Origin of the sequence: Limnothrix sp. PR1529 (genome assembly GCF_002742025.1) — a bacterium.
Taxonomy (GTDB): Bacteria; Cyanobacteriota; Cyanobacteriia; order CACIAM-69d; family CACIAM-69d; genus CACIAM-69d.
The window spans coordinates 29,674-49,387 of the sequence record NZ_LIRO01000064.1; the positions used below are offsets into that span (position 1 = coordinate 29,674).

Consider the following 19,714-nt stretch of genomic DNA (forward strand, 5'->3'; position numbering starts at 1 on the left):
GCCCCTACTTGTGTTTATTAGTGTCATCATTCCAACTTATAACCGCTTGCCCATCCTCCAAAAGTGCCTGTTGGCCATGGAGCATCAGCGGTGGCATGGCCCCGACCTGATCGCGGGCTATGAAATCGTGGTGGTGGATGATGGCTCGACGGATGGCACGGTGGCTTGGCTGTCGGAGTCGCGCGATCGCCTGCCCCATGTGCGCTTAATTGAGCAGGATCATGGCGGGCCTGCTGCGGCCCGGAACCGGGGCTTGCGGGCGGCCAAGGGAGATACGATCGTCTTCATTGACAGCGATTTGGTGGTGCTGGAGGATTTTTTGCAGTGCCATGCCCAAGCGCTGGCGGCGGCTCAGACCCGATCGGGTGGTGATGCCTATTTCACCTACGGGCGGGTGGTGAATACTTGCAATTTTGACGATCCCACCGCTGAACCCTTCAAGATCACGGATCTTTCCCGTGCCTTTTTTGCGACGGGAAATGTGGCGATCGCGAAGCATTGGCTCGATCGTGCGGGGGCCTTTGATGAGCGCTTTACCCTCTATGGCTGGGAAGATTTGGAATTGGGGGTGCGGCTCAAGGCTTTGGGCGTGCGCCTCATTCCCTGTCCGGAAGCCGTGGGCTATCACTGGCATCCTCCCTTCAGCCTCGATGAGATTCCGGGCCTGATTCGGCGGGAAATGGAACGGGGCCGAATGGGCATTGAGTTTTATCGCAAGCATCCCACCTGGAATGTACGCTTGATGATTCAAATGACCTGGCTGCATGTGGCCCTGTGGGGGTTGCTGTCTTTGGGCGGCCGCTTGAACGAGCGCACGCTTCGCCCCCTGTTGCAGTGGTTGATCGATCGGGGTCGGCCGCAACTGGCCCTGGAGGTGGCTCGGGTTTTCCTCAACTGGTACAACGTGCAGGCGGTTTATCGGGCCCGATCGGGCGTGGAAGTTGCCCCCTAACGCCAGCAATTGCCAGGCAACCAGACCGCACCGGCCAGGAAAATTCGTCCGGAATTCGCCATTTTTTTGGAGTCGGTCTGGATCCGCAAGATCCGCGATCGCCCATATCATAGGAAACGCCCCGTTGAAAACACCCCTTGGGTCAGCTTTCGTCGCGCCATGAGCAACGCCACCCTCCATTCCAAAGTCGCCGTCGGTTTGTCCGGTGGAGTCGATAGTTCAACCACGGCCGTGTTGCTGAAAGAGCAGGGGTTTGAAGTCCTGGGTGTCACCCTTTGGTTGATGCGCGGCAAGGGCCAATGCTGCTCGGAAGGCATGGTGGACGCGGCCCAACTCTGCGAAAAATTGGGCATTACCCACCATGTGGTGGATATTCGCGACACCTTTGAAAGCTACATCATTGATTATTTGGTGGATGGCTACCAAAGCGGTACCACGCCGCTCCCCTGTTCCCAATGCAACAAGGCGGTGAAGTTTGGCCCCATGTTGCGCTATGCCCGCGAGGAGTTGGGAGCCGATCGCATTGCCACCGGTCACTATGCTCGCACGGACTACGACCCGGATCAAGGGCGTTATCAATTGCTGCGGGCGCTCGATCGCAACAAGGATCAATCCTATTTCCTCTACGACCTGGATCAGGACGTGTTGGGCGCGGTGCTCTTTCCCCTAGGGGAATATGACAAGGCCCAAACCCGGGAGTTTGCTCGCAAGTTTGGGCTGCATGTGGCCGACAAGCCCGAAAGCCAAGACCTGTGCCTGATTGAGGCCCATGGTTCCATGCAGGCCTTCCTCGACAAGTACATCACCCCCAAGGCGGGCGAGATTGTGGATCTCGATGGCAAGGTGTTGGGCCAACACGAAGGCATTCATCACTACACGATCGGGCAGCGCAAGGGCATTGGCATTTCAGCGCCGGAACCGCTTTACGTGGTAGCGCTGGATGCGGTGCGAAATCGAGTGGTAGTGGCCACGCGCGATCGAGCCACCCGCCCCAGTTGCACGGTCAGCCGTGTGAATTGGGTGTCGATCGCCCCGCCCCGCACCCCGATTCACGCGGAGGTGCAAATTCGCTATCGATCGCCCGCCGTGCCGGTCACGATCGTGCCCTTAGAGGGGGGCGATCGGGTGAAGCTGGTGTTTGATGAGCCACAATTCAGCGTCACGCCGGGTCAAGCGGCCGTTTGGTATCGGGGTGAAGTGTTGCTCGGCGGCGGGATCATCGATCGCTTCGAGGACGCGGCCAGCTCAAGCGCCGGTTAAGCCAGTTTAAGGCTGACTTCAAGCTCAGGCTAACCGCAAGCTAAGAACGGCTGATGGATCTGTTCTAGGATTCCATCTCGCCATTGGTGTCGATCGTCCAAGGCCAGGCGTTAGGATAGCAGGAGTCGCCGTTCCCGATCGAGCCTGATCAGAGCCATGTTGTCCGTGCCGTCTCCCCTTGCCAAAGCCGCGCCCCTGGCCGACTCACGCGACTCCTTCGCCATTACCTTTGCGCCCCTTTCGCTGGACGCGGTATATCGCTTGGCCGATGACCCGGCCAACGGCGCGATCGTGGTGATGAATGGCACTGTGCGCCAAGAAACAGACGGCAAACCCGTGGTGGCCCTGGATTATCAAGCCTACGAACCCATGGCGATCGTTATCTTTCAGCAAATTGCCGCCCAGATTCGCCAACGCTGGCCCGTGGTGAATCGGGTGGTGATTCACCATCGGATCGGCAAGCTAAAAATTGGCGAAATCAGCGTGCTGGTGGCGATCGGGTCTCCCCATCGATCGGAAGCTTTCGAGGCCTGCCGCTACGCGATCGACCAACTGAAGCACAACGCCCCCATTTGGAAAAAAGAATTTTGGGCCGATGGTTCCAGCAACTGGGTCAGCATCGGCGCTTGCGAACAAACCGGCGACTGTTAGGCCACCGCTAGGCGACCGTGAATCGATGATTGGTCGATCATTAGTCGGTCTTTTCTGGGCTACCGCAATTGCAGAATTTTGATGGTGACGGCCATGCTTTCTTCATACAGCACCTCCCGGCCCCAACGCTGAAGCTGTTGGGCCATGAGCAATTCTGCCTTTTGGTCGGGCAAAGCCGTCACCTGCTCGGTGCGGGCCGATTGGGCACTGCCCCCCGCCTCCATCCGCATACAGCCCGTCATTTCTGAACAAAGAATCGTGGCACAGTCAGCATTGGGATTGGTGGAAGCCAAACGCAGCCCAATCAAATCCCCCGGAATTTCACCCACATCGGCCGTGGGAATGGCGGCCAATTCTGCTTGGATCGATCGCCCGTCACCGCGTTCAAAATCCACATATACCAAGTCATAGTCACCGCCCGTGGCCCGATAGGCGATCGGCTCCCACCCCAGGCGGCTCGCAAACCACCCGAGGAACATCAACGCTTGGGCCGCGCTGCCTTTTTCGTAATCGATCGAGATTCGATCGACCTCTCCCAGCCACATCCGCCGCTCCGGGGGATCAAACGAAGCCGCCGTCAGTTCCTGCCAGAGGGACAGCCGGTGCCAATTCAAATCAGCAATGTAGGTTTCCTGATCAATCAGCGACTGAATTTTCAAAAATTCCGCCTCGGGATCGCTGAAGTAAGACGAATCCAAAATCAGGCAATTGGCCGTTTCCGCCAGGGTTTGGAACAGGCCCTGTTCAGGATTGGGCGTGGCCTTCCACCAGGCAAACTTCGGCAAATCAGGAATCAACAACGACACCACCAAATCGGCAACCCGCTCCAGGGCCTCCTTGGTTCCGCGCAGCGTGATGTATTCGCAGCAAACCAAATTCCGACTCTTGCTCTTTTGCACGGGGCAATAGGCGGACACTTGGGCAGTCACCCCTTCATCGGGCCCCAGGGTGGGACAAAGGGCAATGATCCGAGAAGGATTTTGCGCCGCGATCGCATCGCTGACGGTGGCCCCGCGCAAATCTAAATTGGGGGAGCGCGTTTGCCCAAAGCTCACGTGGTCTTCGCGCAAGGCCCGCAGGGTGTCCATATCCACGCGCCCGGTTGCCCGAAACCCATAGGCCGACTGGGCCAACTTGATAGCATTACGGGTGTCGGGGCCATGCAACCCATCGATCGCCCCCTTATAAAACCCCAGGGAACCCAACAACTGCTGAAACTCCTCCGGCTCATAGGCCACCATGCAGAACGTGGCAGCTCTGGTGGCGATCGCCGCATCACCGGATCCCTGACTCAGCCAAATCTTGTTTAACTCTGCCTCAATTTCCCCGAGCGAAATATCCTTGGGGGTTTGGAGTGTAATCGTTGTGGTCATGGTTTGCCTGCTGAGGGATCTGATTGAAAGATCTGGTTGAGGAATCTGCTTGAGCACGCTGAACGACCTACGGTTCAACGCCTGATTTCCGAATTGCCGAGTTGCAACACCTGATTTCGATAACCTCCCGTTCTGCCTAGAGTCGTCGCCAGTGCCGACCGTCACGCTCCAGCAATAACTCCGCCTCCACCGGCTCCCAAGTCCCCGCTTCATAGAGCGGAATCGTTTCCGGCGGCGCAGGAGCATCCCACAGCCCCAAAACCGGCGTGAGGGCCCGCCAAGAAGCCTCCACTTCGTCATCTCGCGTAAACAGGGACTGATCACCCAACATACAGTCCATCAGCAGACGACCGTAGGCTTCGCCTTGGGATTGGCCAAAGGCACTTTCATAGCGGAAGTCCATATCGACTGATCGCGTCTTCAAGGATGCGCCCGGCATTTTCACTTCAAAACGCATCGAGATCCCTTCATTCGGCTGAATCCGCATGGCCAACACATTCGGGTTAGTTTGGCGCGCCGCCGACGGAAACATCAACAGGGGCACTTCCTTGAATTGAATGGCCACCTCGGTCACCTTTTTCGGCATCCGTTTGCCCGTGCGTAGATAGAAGGGCACACCTTTCCAGCGCCAGTTATCAATGCACAGCTTGAGGGCCGCATAGGTGGGCGTGGTGGAAGTGGGGCTGGCCCCGTCCTCTTCGCGGTAGCCCGGAACCGGCTTGCCACGCATCCAACCGCGACTGTATTGGCCCCGAACGGCGCAGAGATCCAAATTTTGCAGGTCTGCGAGCCGGGTTGCTTGCAGCACTTTCACCTTTTCGTTGCGAATGCTGTCCGCATCAAGGGAGTTGGGCGGCTCCATGGCCGTGAGGCAAAACAGTTGCATCAGGTGGTTTTGCACCATGTCCCGCAGGGCCCCGGAAGTTTCGTAGTATCCGGCGCGTCCTTCCAGTCCCACGGTTTCCGCCACGGTGATTTGCACACAGTCCACAAACTGCCGGTTCCAGAGGGGTTCAAAAATGGCGTTGGCAAACCGAAACACCAACAGATTCTGAACGGTTTCTTTGCCGAGGTAGTGGTCAATCCGATAGACCTGTTTTTCGGAACAGACGGCCTGCACAACGCGGTTGAGCTGTTGGGCGGTGGCCAAGTCGCGCCCAAAGGGCTTTTCGATCACGAGGCGTTGCTTGTCGGGATCGGCAAGCATCCCGGCAGACCCCAGTTGCTGGATCGCTTCCCCAAAAAATTTGGGTGCTACGGACAGGTAAAAGACTCGGTTGCCCCGAGTGCCTCGGAGTTCATCTAGCTCTGCCAGGAAGGTTTTGAGCTTTTGATAGTCTTCGGGTACGTCAATGTTGGCGGGCCAATAGAACAGGCCTTTGGCAAAGTCTTCCCAAAGGTCGTCGCTTTGGGTTCCGCCACCAAATTCTTCGATGCCTTCGCGCAGGTGCTCGCGGAAGAAGTCGTGGCTCCATTCCCGGCGGGCAACTCCGACGATGGTGAGTTCGGGGGGCAGCCGCCGCTCTAGTTTCATTTGGTAGAGGGCGGGTACCAGTTTGCGCTGGGTGAGGTCACCGGAGGCCCCAAAGATAATCAGGATTTGGGGTTCGGGGATGCGTTCTTGCTGAAGACCAACGCGCAGGGGATTTTCTTGGAAGGTCAGCATTGGGGAAAGTGGGATCTGAAAAGGGCGATCGAGGCGAAAGATCGAGGCTGAATGGGGAAGGGGGTTGGGCAGGAAAATCGATGATCACGGGCCGCGGAGGGAAGGCCGAGGGTCGATCGCCCAGTTGGGGTTTTGAGGGGCTGCTGATCTCGATCGTCAGGGGTTAGCCCGATCCCCGCTGTAGCAAAGATTCCACTCGGTTGACTTCTTCGGGGCTGCCAATAATCAGGGGCGATCGGGCATGGAGTCGATCGGGAATCAGATCCATGATCGGTTTCTGGCCATCGCTGGCCTGGCCACCCGCTTGCTCAATCAAAAAAGCGAGGGGAGCTGCCTCATACAGCAAACGCAGCTTGCCCTGAGGTTTTTGGCGGGTTCCTGGATAAAGAAACACGCCCCCTTGAAACAGAATGCGGTGCAGGTCGGCCACTAAGGCTCCGCTGTAGCGGGAGGAATAGCCGCCCACTTCTCGAAAATATTGAATGCAGGCTTGGGTGGCTGGCTCCCACTGGCCGAAATTGCCTTCATTGACGCTGTAGAGCTTGCCACTGGGGGGAATTTTCAGGTCTTCGTGGCTGAGGATAAATTCGCCAAGGCTGGGATCGAGGGTGAAGGCATGGACTCCGCGCCCGATCGAGTAAACCAGCATGGTGCTGGGGCCATAGAGAATGTAGCCAGCGGCCAGTTGCTTGTGACCCGATTGCAGCAGGTCGGCGGCTTCACCCGTCTCGTCGTTGCCTTCCTGCTGGCGAATGGCGAAGATGGATCCCACATTGAGGTCAATATCAATGTTGGAGGAACCGTCGATCGGGTCATAAAGCAAGGTATAGCGACCGATCGGGCAATTTTCGGGAATGTAATAGGGGTGCTCCATTTCCTCGGAAGCCAAGCGACAAACCAAGCCACTTTGCTTAAACACCGAGATAAAAACATCGTTGGCGTAGAGATCCATCTTTTTGACGGCCTCGCCTTGGACGTTGGTGCTGCCCGTGAAGCCCAGCGCATCTTCCATCAAACCCGATCGGCTCAGGTGGCGAGCAATGAGCTTGCCCGCCAAGGCAATTCGGTTCATTAGGGCGCTGAGATCTTGGGCATCGGAGCCAAAACTTTGCAGTTGTTGCAGCACATGGCGACCCAGCGTGGTGCAATCTCGATCGAGCGATCGCTCCTGGGTCACGACATAACTGGCGGAATCAACACTGGCAGCATCAGCCATCTCAGAACCTCTCGTGACTGACGACGGAACGACAACGAAACATTGCCCCCGGGGGTCATGCCTTCAGTGTAGGAACCGATTTCCGAAAAGCTGGGGCGTTTTTAGAGAAACTTCATTAGTTCGTCGTAGTTCGTCGTAGTCCTTTGCAGTCCGTCGCAATTGACCGATGGATGATCCGCTGCGCCCGTTTATTGGTGTCCTGGCCAGCATTCAACCAACTTTTCAGCCTCTAAGCGATCGCTCAAAACCCAGAAAGATCCAAAAACGAAAGGGGCCAAGTCTCGTAGACTGACCCCTTTTCCAGAAGAGTATTGCTATTTCAGCGGAACCAAAACCTTGGTTCCCCGATCGGGCAATTCTGAATTAGGCAGACTGTTTTCCGCCGCGCTCCATCTCTGAAGACTTAGAACGCGTTATGGAAAAACGAGCGCCCACCGCCACCACCGGAGCGAGGCTCCTTAGGACGAGCCTTATTGGCACGGATTTGGCGGCCCATCCATTCTGCTCCATCGAGTTCTTTGATGGCGTGCTCTTCGGCCTGGTCGCTTTCAAGATCGATGAAGGCGAAACCGCGAATTCGGTTCACTTCGCGGTCGATCGGCAGGGTGATACGCTTAACAACGCCATACTCCGAGAAAACTTCTTGGAGATCCTGCTCGGTAGCGTCGTAAGAAAGATTGCCAACGTAAATCGTCATTTGAGTCCGGAACGGTAAAACAAGCGCGTGAAGTCTTCAGTTCAATTTGTCTCATGAGAACTTGGGTTGGCGGACTGGGACACAGTTCCACAAACTAAATTCCCACGCGGTGCTAGGCCCCAAGTCTATTGAGATTGTGCCTGATCGCGATCGCGCTCAAAACAAAAGAAGCTGAAAGGACATCACCATGATAGCGCCCTAAAGGGGTACTACTGGCGTAAACTTGGGAGTTTATTTTGCAATCCGGGGTAAGTCAGGGGTTGGCAGCGGGTAAATGGCTTGGATTTGGGGGCAAATTGCCCCTTCGCGATCGTTACCAATTGTTGACGACCTTTCCCCCCAATTGTCCGGATCCTTGGCGGCCGTGGGCGATCGCCCCGTTGCTTCCCGCCCGGCTCTCAGCCTCGATCCCCCGGGGATCTCTATCTATCTATATAAAGATCCCCGATGGATAAGGATCCCCAATAACCCAGGAACCCTCAGCGGGATCCCGCCCATTGAGCCTTGAGCTTTGGCCGCTCAGATTCAGACGTTGACGACGGGGTCAGGAATTCGCTGACTCAAATTCACTGACTTGAACCCATTCACTCAAATTCATTGACTTGAATCCAGTTACTCGATCGAGATCGACTGAGGGCCGCCGCTGGGGCTGCTGGGTGCAGACTCCGTGGAGCCATTGGGGCGATCGCTCCCCAACTGTTGCTCCAACCAGCTCTTAATTGGATCCTGATTCAGATCCAGGCGCAACAGGCCGGAAGCCAGTCCACCCAAGAAGCTCACGGGCTGTTTGAGGCCTTCTTCAACAAGGGGTTTGAGTTCTTCTAGGAACATAGGGCCGGACACACCGTTTACAAATTGCAAGAATTGCTGTCCAGTGTATCAAGAGGTTTTTGGTTGATGGGTAGTGGAAATCAAGAGTCGATCGCCCCAAGCAACTCCAGCAAGGGCAGCCGCCTCATTACCTCCCTAGTTGCGCCAGCGGTCAAACTCTGGCTGCGATCCCAGGTGGAAGCCGCCACTGAAATCACCGTGCGGCTGGATGGGCGCGATCGAGACATTCTCGCGGGCCGCCTGCCCCAAGCCCAGATCAACGCCGAATCCGTGATCTATCAGGGCTTGCACCTCAGCCATCTCAACCTGCAAGCCACCAACATTGCCGTCAATTTGGGGCAAGTGCTGCGCGGCAAACCCCTCAGGCTACTGCAACCCATTCCCGTCAGTGCGGAATTAAAACTTTTTGCCCCCGACTTGGCAGCCTCTTTGGCGGCTCCCCTGCTGGCCCCGGCGTTGGCAGACTTTCTGGCTCCGCTGTTGGCCCTTTGGGGGCGACCCGTCACCTTCGAGCAACCCCAAGCCACCCTAGCCGGGGGGCAGTTAATTTTGTCAGGGGCGATCGAGCAGCAACCGGTGCAACTCTGCCTGGGGTTGGAATTGGTTGACCCCCAAACCTTGCAACTCTGCAATCCCCAGTGGCTGAACCAGGCAGGTGAGCCGATCGCCCAGGGATCCTCCGTGCTCCTACCATTAGGCGAAGACGTGGCCATCAACAGCCTGTCGATCGAACCGGAAGGACTCCAATGCACCGGTACTTTGCTAGTGCGCCCTTAATCGATCTATCTATGGCAGTTGTCTATCTATGGCAGTTGCCTATCCAGTTGTCTATATAGATAGATGGGGCAAATTTGACTCAATCCAGTTGGCCGAACGGGGAGGCGGGCCCCATCTGGCGGATCTAGCTGCATCGGAATTTAGTGAATGACCAAAGCCGCATCACTGACCAAGCAAAGCCCCCCAACCCGCTTCAAAATCGGGCGAATTAGCGTCACCAACTGATCCAATTGGGTCACATCCTGGCAAGTGGTCAGAATATAGCAATTGCCAAATTCTCGACCTAAATCATTGGTAAATTCTCCCCGATCACCCTTTCCCGAAGCATCGCGAATTACCGTATAGCCCGGAAACTTCAGGCCATCCAGCATTTCCAAAATTTCCTCTAGCTCCAAAGAGCTAACAATAATTTCCACACGTTTTGTTAATTGCATATCAACCTACTAGCCAACAAGCCAATCCATGAACCCCAAAAACGCCCCTACAGCCCCAGGATTTTTTCCAGTTCTAAATACAGCGGAATTCCCACAATAATGTTGAATGGGAAGGTCAAAGCCAGCGCCATCGAAACATATAAACTCGGATTTGCTTCCGGAACCGTCATCCGCATTGCTGCCGGAACCGCAATATAAGAAGCACTGGCACAAAGCACCGCAAACAGTAGCCCATTGCCTTCACCGATGCCCAGCAGCTTGGCAATCACAATCCCCAACACCGCATTCAGCAGCGGCACAATTACCGAAAAGCCAATTAAAAATAGTCCTGTTTTTTTCAGATCTCGAATTCGTTTGGCGGCAATGATGCCCATATCCATCAAGAAAAACGTCAGCACACCATAGAAGATGCCCTGCGTAAAGGGTTCTAGTTTGTGCCAACCGCTGGGGCCGCTCAGCATTCCAATAATCACGCTGCCCACCAACAGCAGCACAGAGCTATTCAAAAAGGCTTCTCGCAGCACTTCACCCCAAGCAAAGGGATGATCGGGATCGTCCTTATCATCCTTGGCATCAAAAATTCGCACCAAAATTAGGCCGATGATAATGGCGGGTGATTCCATTAGCGCCAAAGCTGCCACCATGTAGCCGCCATAGCTAATGTGCAGTTGATCCAGAAAAGAACTGGCCGTAATAAAAGTCACGGCGCTGATGGAGCCATAGGTGGCCGCAATGGCAGCCGCATTGGGTGGATCCAGGCGAATTCTTAGGATAAAAAATGTGTAAATTGGAACCAAAGAAGCCATCACAATCGAAGCAAGCAGCGTGCCAGCCACCTGCTGAGTAATGCCGCTTTCTAGTAGCTCATAGCCCCCTTTGAACCCGATCGCCACCAATAGATAGAGCGAAAATAGCTTGGGCAGTGGTGCAGGAATTTCCAAATCTGATTTACAGAAAACGGCCAACATTCCCAAGAAAAAGAACAAAATGGGAGGATTGAGAATATTGGAAAGAATCAGTCCACTATCCATCGGCTATCCAGGGCAAAAACTAGAAAGGGATAAATTCCAACCTAGCCCAGGTTTAGGGTTAGGTAAACCTCTGAAACTAATTAAGATTATTCTTCATAATTATTCACTATTATTCGCTTTCACTGATGAAGACTCTCCACCATAGGTGTCACGGTTCCCCTTGCTTGCGACAGAATCAAGGCTGGATGATGATGAGAAATTGTTTAGAAACTGTTGGTTGTAGTGGGTTCTATGCCTCAAATTGCGCCCTACGGGACTTGGAAATCGCCGATTACTTCCGAAGCGATCGTGGCGGGAACGATCGGGCTGGGCGGTGGCCGTGCGGAAGGCGAAACGTTGTATTGGAGTGAATCGCGGCCGGCTGAGGGCGGACGTGTGGCAATCGTGACCCGATCGCCCGAGGGCCAAACCCAAGATGTGATTGCGGCTCCTTGGAACGCTCGCAGTCGGGTGCATGAGTATGGTGGCGGTGCTTGGACGGTCGATCGGGGCTGGATTTATTTTGTGAACTTTGCCGATCAGCGACTGTATCGCACCCGGCCGGGCCAGGAGCCGATCGCCCTCACGCCTGAACAACCCTGGCGCTATGCGGATTTTGTGGTGGATGCCCAGCGCGATCGGGTGATTGGCATCCGTGAAGATCACAGCCAGCCCGATCGGGAGCCAGTGAACGAGTTGGTGGCGATCGCCCTGGATGGATCGCAACAGGTGAGCCTATTGGCAACGGGTTGGGACTTTTACGCCTCGCCGGCCCTCAGTCCCGATGGGTCGCAGTTGGCTTGGTTGACTTGGAACCATCCCAATTTGCCTTGGGACAGCACCACCCTGTGGGTGGCGGCGATTGCCGATGATGGCTCCCTGCAAAATTCCCAGATCGTGGCCGGCGGGGCCGAAGAATCCGTGTTTCAGCCCAGTTGGTCGCCCGACGGCCAATTGTATTTTGTGAGCGATCGCTCCGGCTGGTGGAATTTATATCGCCAGGAATCGGACGGCCAGGCGCGGCATCTTTGCCCCATGGAGGCAGAATTTGGCTTGCCGCAGTGGGTTTTTGGGATGACCACCTATGGGTTTGTGGACTCAGAAACCCTTGTTTGTGCCTATACCCAAAATGGTCTGTGGCAATTGGCGAAATTGGCCCTTGCTGATGAAAAACTAACGGTCATTAACCAGCCCTATACTTCAATTTCTGATCCCTTTGTGGCGCAGAGTTTCGTCATTTTTGGGGGTGGTTCAGCCGTTAAGTCAGGGGCGATTGTCCGGCTGGATTTGGCAACGGAAACAATCGAGGTTTTAAAAACCAGCAGCACTTTAGAAATTGATTCGGGCTATTTGTCGGAACCGCAATCGATCGCGTTTCCCACCACGGGCGATCGGGAAGCCTATGCCCTCTTGTATCTGCCGAAAAATCGTGATTTCCAAGCACCGGAGGGCGAAAAGCCACCATTAAAAGTCAAGATTCATGGCGGCCCCACGTCCCAAACTTCCAGTAGTTTGAGTTTGTCGATTCAATATTGGACGAGTCGCGGCTTTGCGGTGTTGGATGTGAACTATGGCGGCAGCACGGGCTATGGCCGCGCCTACCATTGCCGGTTGGATGGCCAATGGGGGCTGGTGGATGTGGATGATTGCGTGAATGGTGCGCAATATTTGGTCGATCGGGGATTGGTGGATGGCGATCGCTTGACCATTGCCGGGGGCAGCGCCGGGGGCTACACAACCCTGGCCGCTTTGGCTTTCCGCGACCAGTTCAAGGCCGGAGCCAGCTACTACGGCGTGAGCGATTTGGAAGCCCTGGCCCGAGATACCCATAAGTTCGAGGCTCGCTATCTCGATCGACTGATTGGCCCCTACCCGGAGCGCCAGGATATCTACATTGATCGATCGCCCATTCATCACATCGATCGGCTCAATTGCCCCGTGGCCTTTTTCCAGGGACTTGAAGATAAAATTGTGCCGCCTAATCAAGCGGAAATGATGGTGAATGCGCTTCAGAAAAAGGGAATTCCGGTAGCCTACGTGCCCTTTGAAGGGGAGCAGCACGGATTCCGCAAGGCAGAAAATATCCGTCGCGCTCTGGATGGAGAATTCTATTTTTATGCCAAGGTTTTTGGCTTTGAACCGGCGGAGGCGATCGACCCGATCGAAATTGCTAATTTGGGTGACTCAATGGGTGACTAAACTCCCCAACCGAGCAACAGTCAGCACCTTTCCGGTTAACCAAAGGGCGATCGACCCAATGGCGATTATTAACCCCATAGAAAAATGGGTGCGCTAGCATGGGCAAAAACATCCTATGTTGCACCCAATTTCGTTGGCGCGATCGACAACAGCCGATCGCGTCACGGCCGCCGATTGGCTCGCTTACTTCCAACAGAATCACAGCCAATTGTTGCCGATTAATTGGCAGCAAACTGGGGGCTTCACCCCCCAAGAACAAAAACGGTTTCGCCAATCGATCGCGATTTTCCAGTTGGGGGAAAGTTCCGAGGGCCATCGGTTGATGCGAACGGTGCGGGCTTGGGTTGCCCAAGGAGCGGATCCCGTTTGGGTGGATGTGTTCAAGTGGTTTGTGCGGGAAGAACAGCGCCACGCGGCGGACTTGGGGCGACTGCTCGATCGCGAACAGCTTCCCCGCCTGCGACACCACTGGGCCGACGCGGCTTTTCGGTGGCTGCGGGGGGGCATGAATTGGGAATTGGCGCTGGCAATGCTGTTAACGGCGGAGGTGATGGGGTTGTTGTATGCCCGGGCATTGCAGGGGGCCACAGACCACCCGATCGCCCAAGCGGTTGCATGGCAAATTGAGTGGGACGAAAGCCAACATTTGCAAATGCAAGGTCAGTTACTGGCCCAATTGCGCCGGGGTCGATCGCCCCTGAATCAAAAGTTGACCCATGTGGCCCATCGTTGGTTTTTGACCCTGACCCTAGGAGCCGTCTGGTTAGACCATCGGCCGGTGTTTCGGGCAGCGGGCTGGACGTTTCGGTCTTTCGCCCAAGCGGCCGGGGCCGAACTCAACCAGGCGATCGACCCGAGGCCCTTGGCAATGCCGCGCCCCATCCTTCACCCCCTCTCTCGACAACAACGCTCCAGATCCCAAGATGATTAGACTAGCTATTTCCATTGGCGACCCGGCGGGCATTGGGCCGGAAGTCGTGCTGAAGGCGCTGGCGGATCCGGCGGTGGCGGCTTTGCGGCCGGTGCTGGTGGGCAGCCGATCGATTCTCAGCCGCACCTATGCGCAACTTCAGCCGCGCAGTTCCCAGCCGATCGCGGATCCGGCCAAATTGAGGATTCTGGATATTCCGATCGACCCGCTGTTGGAGCGATCGATTCATTGGGGGGTTGAAAATGCGGCCGCCGGAGCCGCCAGCTTCACTTGGCTCGATGCGGCCTTGGCGGCCACGGCGGCCGGCCGGTTTGCGGGAGTGGTCACCGCGCCGATCAGCAAAGCCGCCTGGCATTCAGCGGGCCACGCCTTCCCTGGACAAACGGAGGTTTGTGCCGAACGGGCCGGGGTCGATCGGTTTGGGATGGCCTTTGTAGGTCGATCACCCCAAACTGGTTGGAAACTTTGCGCCCTCCTGGCCACCACTCACATTCCCCTGCATCAGGTTCCTGTGGTGCTCACGGCAGAACTGCTCGATCGGAAGCTAGATTTGCTGATCACCATGCTCGATCGAGACTTGGGGATCACGCATCCCACCATCGCGATCGCCGGACTGAATCCCCACAGCGGCGAAGGGGGACAACTGGGCACTGAGGAGCGCGATTGGCTGATTCCCTGGTTAGCCCAAGCACGCGATCGCTACCCCAACGCCACCCTGCGCGGCCCCATTCCCCCAGACACCATGTGGGTGACAGCGGGCCAAGCTTGGTTTGGGCCCACCCTTCCAGCCGGGTTGCCCGATGCCTACTTAGCGCTTTATCACGACCAAGGGTTGATTCCCGTGAAGCTGATGGCCTTCGATCGCGCCGTCAACACCACGATCGGCCTGCCCTTTGTGCGCACCTCCCCCGACCACGGCACGGCCTTTGACATTGCTGGCCAAGGGATCGCCACCCCCACCAGCATGATTGAGGCAATCCATTGGGCGATCGAACTCACGGAAACCCGCAACCAATGGCGCGATCGGGTTGTGACCGCTGCCCACCGGGAATGAACCCGGCTGTTGAACTCGGCTGAAATTGGAACTTAGGCTTTGGCTTGTGCGTAATAGTCGCGTGTGCCCTTCACCTCGATCGCTGCTCGCAGGCGATCGAGCGCATGGACATAGGCCGCCGTCCGCAGGGACAAATCCAGCGATTGGGCGAGCTGCCAAATCCGTTCCGTTTCGCGGGTCATCCGTTCCGCCAACCGCTGTTCCACCTCCGCCGCCGACCAATACAAACCGCTCCGATTTTGCACCCACTCAAAGTAGCTAACGGTCACGCCGCCTGCATTGGTCAAAATGTCCGGCAAGACATAAATTCCCTTTTGATTCAGGATGCGATCGGCCTCAAAGGTAATCGGCCCGTTTGCCACTTCAAAGATCAGTTTGGCCTGAATTCGATCGGCATTTTCCGGTGTAATTTGATTTTCCAGCGCCGCCGGAATTAACACATCAACGGGCAGTTCCAAGAGTGCTGCATTGGTAATCGATTGATGATCTGCCATGTTGCAAACCGTGCCATGGCAGTAAAGGGCCTCCATGCCGCGCCCCGCTTCCTTGTTGTGGCGGATGGCAGGAATATCTAACCCCGCCGGAGCATAGATTCCGCCTTTGGAATCGCTGACCGCCACCACTCGGTAGCCCGCACGATAGATTTGTTCCGCCAAAAAACTGCCCGCATTGCCAAATCCTTGAATCGCAACGGTGGTTTCGGCCGGTGGGCGATCGAACTTGGGCAAAATGGTTTGCATCACAAAAAAAGCTCCCATGGCCGTGGCCGTTTCTCGGCCCGCACTGCCGCCCAGGGCGATCGGCTTGCCCGTCACCACCGCCGGACAGGACTTGCGCTGAATGATGTTGTAGCGATCCATCATCCAACCCATAATCGTGGCGTTGGTGTAAACATCGGGGGCCAAAATATCCACATCGGGCCCAATAAAATCCGCGATCGCATCAATATAGCCGCGCGTTAAACGCTCCAACTCCAAGCGCGAAAGCTGCTTAGGATTAACCGTAATTCCACCCTTGCCACCGCCAAAGGGCAAGTCCAAAACTGCACATTTAAAGGTCATCCAAAATGCTAAGGATGTGACCTCATCCAAGGACACTTGGGGATGATAGCGAACCCCGCCTTTCGCAGGGCCGCGCGTATCGTCATAGCGAACTCGATAGCCCTGAAAAACCTGTAACGATCCATCATCCATCCGCACGGGAATTGAAACTTGCAGACTGGCTTTTGGATGCTTTAAATGTTCGATCGCATCTTCCGAAATGGCGATATGCTTCAGGGCCAAATCGAGATTTTGGCGCGCACCCACAAACAGCGATTGGCTTTCCATGCTTCGGGTCGTTCCTTGAAGGTAGTTGGAGCAACCTTCCTGTTTAAATTGTAGTCTTTGTTACGGTTTGCTCGCCAGCCACAGGGTTCAAGCAAGAACCAGGCAGGGATCAAGTAGAGATCAAGGAAAGATCAAGTCAAGATCATGTGGAAAGCGAGCCAAATCCTGAAAACCAGGGCGATCGCTCGGTGGCCGGGATCATCCTCTGGCAACCCAAAACCGAACTGGGCCCGTGGTCAGATCCCAAACGCCAGGATTAAGATGGGCCCGATGTGCGGAGGATGGCTCGATCGCGCCCCAATTGCCCCTCAATTGCGCCGCCCGATCGCGATTGTCCTAAGTTCAAGGGCGGCCAAGAGCCGTTCGATCGAACCCAGTCGTAGCCTTATCCTCCCCACAGCATCCTCCTAGAATGCCCTTGACCATGGAATGGAATCCCGAAACAACTTGGATCTTTGCGGTGGGTTTGCTGGAGTGGCAAGACTCAGAAGCCTTCGCCCCTTTTCCTGATGCTGTCCCCAATCGATCGGACGCGCAGTTAGTGGAATTTTTCCGCAACCAAGGCGTGCCCCAATCCCAAATTATTTATCTTCAGGATCGTCAAGCCACCCTCTCCGCCATTCAATCTAAACTGCCGGATTTTTTGGCCAGCACCGATGAAAATGCTCTCTTAATGCTCTACTTTGCTGGTCATGGCGGCTGGGATTCCGAATCGGGAGAACATTATTTTTACAACTATGATGCCGATGCGGAAGATACGGAAACCTATTGGAAAGTGTCCAGCATCTTTGATGATATTGAAGAAAACTTCAATGGTTCCCATGCCTTGCTGATGGCGGACTGTTGCTTCTCTGGGGGACTGATTGATGAAGCCAAACGGCGGGAAAGCGAAATTGCTTACGCCTGTGTGACCTCTGCCTATGCCCACAACACTTCAACGGGCGCTTGGACTTTTACGGCTTCTTTGCTGAAGGGATTACAAGGAGATCCCACGGTTGATTTGGATGAAGATCGGGTGATTACGCTCTATGATTTTGCCCGCTACACGGAATTGGAAGTGGCATTCATTGAAGACCAAAAATCAATGTTTTTCACAACTCATGATTTTGATCCCCAAATGCAACTGTCACGAGTGACCGATCAGTTCGATCCCCAATTGGGCCGCCGGGTGGAGGTGGAATATGAGGAGGATTGGTATCGGGCAAAAATTGTGGAGGTGAGCGATTCAGACGGCGATCCGCAATACCGAGTGCAATACGTGGTGGATCAGTCAGAAGAGTGGGTCACGCCCGATCGCATCCGTCCCTACGAACCGGTGATGTATGACCTGGGAGCGGCGGTGGAGGTGCAGGATGAGGCGGGCGATTGGTATCCCGCAACAATCAAAAAGGCTTGGTATGGCCTGCACCATATTAGCTATGACGACTACGACGAAAATTGGGATGAGTGGGTGGGGCCCGATCGCCTGCGAGAACCGGAATAGGGCAGCGGGGCGCGTGGTTGCATCAAGCCAAATTGGGAATTGATCGCCCAAAAAATCGGGGTAGGTTTGCATCTACCCCGACTCGCTTTTGGACATTAGTTGGGTATTAGTTGGACATTGGTTTGGACATTGGTTTGGACATTGGTTTGGACATTAATGTAAACCGGGAAATGGTTGAATTGCGATTGAATTCCGGCAACCGCAAACTCAGCAATGGATCAAGATTTCCCCAACACCTATTTCCAAGACACCTTCAGGCTGGCCGGTTGTCCAGGATTACCCACCAGCACCGGGCCGCGCCCATTGGCTGCCAAGTGCCGCAGGATCCAATAGATCGTTTCCACCTGCTCGATCGCCCCCACCTGCGTTGCCAACTCCGCAATCAACAGGGGTTCTCCCGCGTCTTGCAAGACCGACACCAGCCGCCTTTGCAGGGCCAAGATGTTGGCGGCGGCTTTTTTGCCGGCCTCAACGCCCGGTTGGTGATAGGCATTGATGTTCACCAGGGAGGCATAGAAGCTCACGGCCCGTTCGTAGAGCGCAATTAGGGCCCCCACAATGCGCTCACTGACGCGGGGAACCGTGATGGTGATTGACTCTCGATCGTTGTCGTAGAGCGCTTGGCGCGTGCCTTGCAATAGCCCACTGAGGTAGTCGCCGGACTCGATCGCCCCGTCTTCCACCACCACGCCCGAGCCGCCATCTTCCAGCACTTCAATCAGGGTGGCAAAAAAGTTGGGAACCCCTTCGCGCAACTGCTGCACGTAGGCATGTTGGTCGGTGCTGCCCTTGTTGCCATACACGGCAATGCCCTGATAGACCAAGTTGCCATCCAGGTCGCGTTCCTTGCCCAAGGATTCCATCACCAATTGCTGGAGATAGCGCGAAAACAGCAGTAGCCGGTCTTTGTAAGGCAAAACCACCATGTCTTTTTCGCCCTTGCCTCGGCCCACGGAATACCAGCAGAGGGCCAACAGGGCGGCGGGGTTGGTTTTTAGGTTGCGGTCTCGGGTGGCCTGATCCATCATTTGCGCGCCCAAGAGCATTTCTCGAATTTGGATCCCTTGGAGCGCCGCTGGCAACAGCCCCACCGCCGACAGTTCCGAGGTGCGGCCACCGACCCAATCAAACATCGGGAAGCGATCGAGCCAGCCTTCCGCGATCGCCCGTTGATCCAAGGCGCTGCCCTCACAGGTAATGGCCACAAAGTTGCGGTGATAGGGCAAACCGGCTTGGCCAAATTCCGCTTGAATTTCCACCATGCCGTTGCGGGTTTCGGGTGTGCCGCCGGACTTGGAGATGATCAACACCAAGGTTGTGGCCAGGCGATCGCGCAGGGGGGAGCCGCCCGTGCTCTTGGACAGAATCCGATCGATGCCGTCGGGGTCGGTGTTGTCCACAAAGTGAATGGCCAAGGGCGGCTGATTGGGAGCCAAGGCCTCCGCCACGAACTGCGGCCCCAGGGCCGAACCGCCAATCCCGATCGACAACACATCCGTAAAAGGCTGACCGTTGGCCGTGAGCTGGCCGTTGTGGATGGCCGCCGTGAAGGTTTCGAGGCGGTCAAGGGTATTGATGATGTCGTCTCGCAATTCCGGTGTTGGGGCCAAGTCCGGTTGCCGCAGCCAATAGTGACCCACCATCCGTTGTTCGTCGGGATTGGCGATCGCCCCCGATTCCAGAGCGGTCATGTCCCCAAACGCTTTCGCCAACTTGGGTTGCATCTGAGCCACAAATGCATCATCGAACCGCATCCGGCTCACGTCCAGATACAGCCCCAAGCCCTCGTGATAGTAGAGCCAGTCTTGGTAACGCTGCCACAATGACGCAGTGCCGGTCATAAACACTCCTT

17 protein-coding genes are annotated in these 19,714 nt (G+C 55.8%); 8 read left to right on the forward strand and 9 right to left on the reverse strand.

Annotation, left to right across the window (positions count from 1 at the left end; translation table 11 throughout):
* Positions 1-10: 10 nt before the first annotated feature.
* From AMR42_RS10140 to AMR42_RS10150, 3 genes are all read left to right on the forward strand, one after another.
* Positions 11-952 carry a glycosyltransferase family 2 protein gene (locus AMR42_RS10140; protein ID WP_099533335.1) on the forward strand — a complete coding sequence of 314 codons (942 nt, stop codon included), beginning with the start codon at positions 11-13 and terminating at the stop codon, positions 950-952.
* A gap of 159 nt (positions 953-1,111) precedes the next feature.
* A complete protein-coding gene (gene mnmA, locus AMR42_RS10145; protein ID WP_099533416.1) occupies positions 1,112-2,212 on the forward strand; it encodes a tRNA 2-thiouridine(34) synthase MnmA in 1,101 nt (366 codons plus the stop codon).
* Positions 2,213-2,368: 156 nt separating this feature from the next.
* Complete coding sequence (locus AMR42_RS10150; RefSeq protein ID WP_099533336.1) at positions 2,369-2,863, forward strand: molybdenum cofactor biosynthesis protein MoaE; 495 nt, start codon at positions 2,369-2,371, stop codon at positions 2,861-2,863.
* A 59-nt stretch (positions 2,864-2,922) separates the two neighbouring features.
* Here AMR42_RS10150 and opcA read toward each other — a convergent pair whose 3' ends face one another.
* From opcA to AMR42_RS10185, 5 genes are all read right to left on the reverse strand, one after another.
* A complete protein-coding gene (gene opcA, locus AMR42_RS10155; protein WP_099533337.1) occupies positions 2,923-4,236 on the reverse strand; it encodes a glucose-6-phosphate dehydrogenase assembly protein OpcA in 1,314 nt (437 codons plus the stop codon).
* Positions 4,237-4,372: 136 nt separating this feature from the next.
* Positions 4,373-5,902: a glucose-6-phosphate dehydrogenase gene (gene zwf, locus AMR42_RS10160; RefSeq protein ID WP_099533338.1), complete on the reverse strand. Its 1,530-nt coding sequence runs from the start codon at positions 5,900-5,902 to the stop codon at positions 4,373-4,375.
* Between the two features lie 163 nt (positions 5,903-6,065).
* Positions 6,066-7,118: a class 1 fructose-bisphosphatase gene (gene fbp / locus AMR42_RS10165; protein WP_099533339.1), complete on the reverse strand. Its 1,053-nt coding sequence runs from the start codon at positions 7,116-7,118 to the stop codon at positions 6,066-6,068.
* A gap of 403 nt (positions 7,119-7,521) precedes the next feature.
* Positions 7,522-7,815 carry an RNA-binding protein gene (locus tag AMR42_RS10175; RefSeq protein ID WP_099533340.1) on the reverse strand — a complete coding sequence of 98 codons (294 nt, stop codon included), beginning with the start codon at positions 7,813-7,815 and terminating at the stop codon, positions 7,522-7,524.
* Positions 7,816-8,427: 612 nt separating this feature from the next.
* The gene (locus AMR42_RS10185) at positions 8,428-8,676 is read right to left on the reverse strand and encodes a hypothetical protein (RefSeq protein ID WP_304441465.1); all 249 of its coding nucleotides are present in this window, start codon (positions 8,674-8,676) and stop codon (positions 8,428-8,430) included.
* Positions 8,677-8,712: 36 nt separating this feature from the next.
* On the opposite strand from AMR42_RS10185, the gene AMR42_RS10190 reads away from it, so the two are divergent.
* Positions 8,713-9,423: a DUF2993 domain-containing protein gene (locus AMR42_RS10190; RefSeq protein WP_099533343.1), complete on the forward strand. Its 711-nt coding sequence runs from the start codon at positions 8,713-8,715 to the stop codon at positions 9,421-9,423.
* Positions 9,424-9,563: 140 nt separating this feature from the next.
* On the opposite strand, the gene AMR42_RS10195 is transcribed toward AMR42_RS10190, so the two are convergent.
* A complete protein-coding gene (locus AMR42_RS10195; RefSeq protein WP_099533344.1) occupies positions 9,564-9,857 on the reverse strand; it encodes a transcriptional regulator in 294 nt (97 codons plus the stop codon).
* A gap of 47 nt (positions 9,858-9,904) precedes the next feature.
* Positions 9,905-10,888 carry a sodium-dependent bicarbonate transport family permease gene (locus tag AMR42_RS10200; protein WP_099533345.1) on the reverse strand — a complete coding sequence of 328 codons (984 nt, stop codon included), beginning with the start codon at positions 10,886-10,888 and terminating at the stop codon, positions 9,905-9,907.
* A gap of 231 nt (positions 10,889-11,119) precedes the next feature.
* Between AMR42_RS10200 and AMR42_RS10205 the strand changes: the two genes are divergently transcribed.
* The 3 genes from AMR42_RS10205 to pdxA all read left to right on the forward strand — a co-directional run bounded on the left by AMR42_RS10205 (position 11,120) and on the right by pdxA (position 15,051).
* Entirely contained in the window at positions 11,120-13,066 is a 1,947-nt protein-coding gene (locus AMR42_RS10205; protein WP_099533346.1) for a S9 family peptidase, read from the forward strand.
* Positions 13,067-13,181: 115 nt separating this feature from the next.
* Entirely contained in the window at positions 13,182-13,997 is an 816-nt protein-coding gene (locus tag AMR42_RS10210; protein ID WP_099533347.1) for a hypothetical protein, read from the forward strand.
* Positions 13,990-15,051 (forward strand): 4-hydroxythreonine-4-phosphate dehydrogenase PdxA, encoded by a 1,062-nt coding sequence (gene pdxA, locus AMR42_RS10215; RefSeq protein WP_099533348.1) that lies wholly within the window; start codon positions 13,990-13,992, stop codon positions 15,049-15,051. The genes AMR42_RS10210 and pdxA overlap by 8 nt, the downstream gene beginning before the upstream one ends.
* Positions 15,052-15,083: 32 nt before the next feature.
* Here pdxA and AMR42_RS10220 read toward each other — a convergent pair whose 3' ends face one another.
* Positions 15,084-16,379 (reverse strand): Glu/Leu/Phe/Val dehydrogenase, encoded by a 1,296-nt coding sequence (locus AMR42_RS10220; RefSeq protein WP_099533349.1) that lies wholly within the window; start codon positions 16,377-16,379, stop codon positions 15,084-15,086.
* 424 nt (positions 16,380-16,803) lie between these two features.
* Between AMR42_RS10220 and AMR42_RS10225 the strand changes: the two genes are divergently transcribed.
* Complete coding sequence (locus tag AMR42_RS10225; RefSeq protein WP_199312091.1) at positions 16,804-17,862, forward strand: agenet domain-containing protein; 1,059 nt, start codon at positions 16,804-16,806, stop codon at positions 17,860-17,862.
* Between the two features lie 236 nt (positions 17,863-18,098).
* On the opposite strand, the gene AMR42_RS10230 is transcribed toward AMR42_RS10225, so the two are convergent.
* Positions 18,099-19,703, reverse strand: a complete 1,605-nt coding sequence (locus AMR42_RS10230; protein ID WP_099533351.1) for a glucose-6-phosphate isomerase — start codon at positions 19,701-19,703, stop codon at positions 18,099-18,101.
* Between the last annotated feature and the right edge of the window lie 11 nt (positions 19,704-19,714).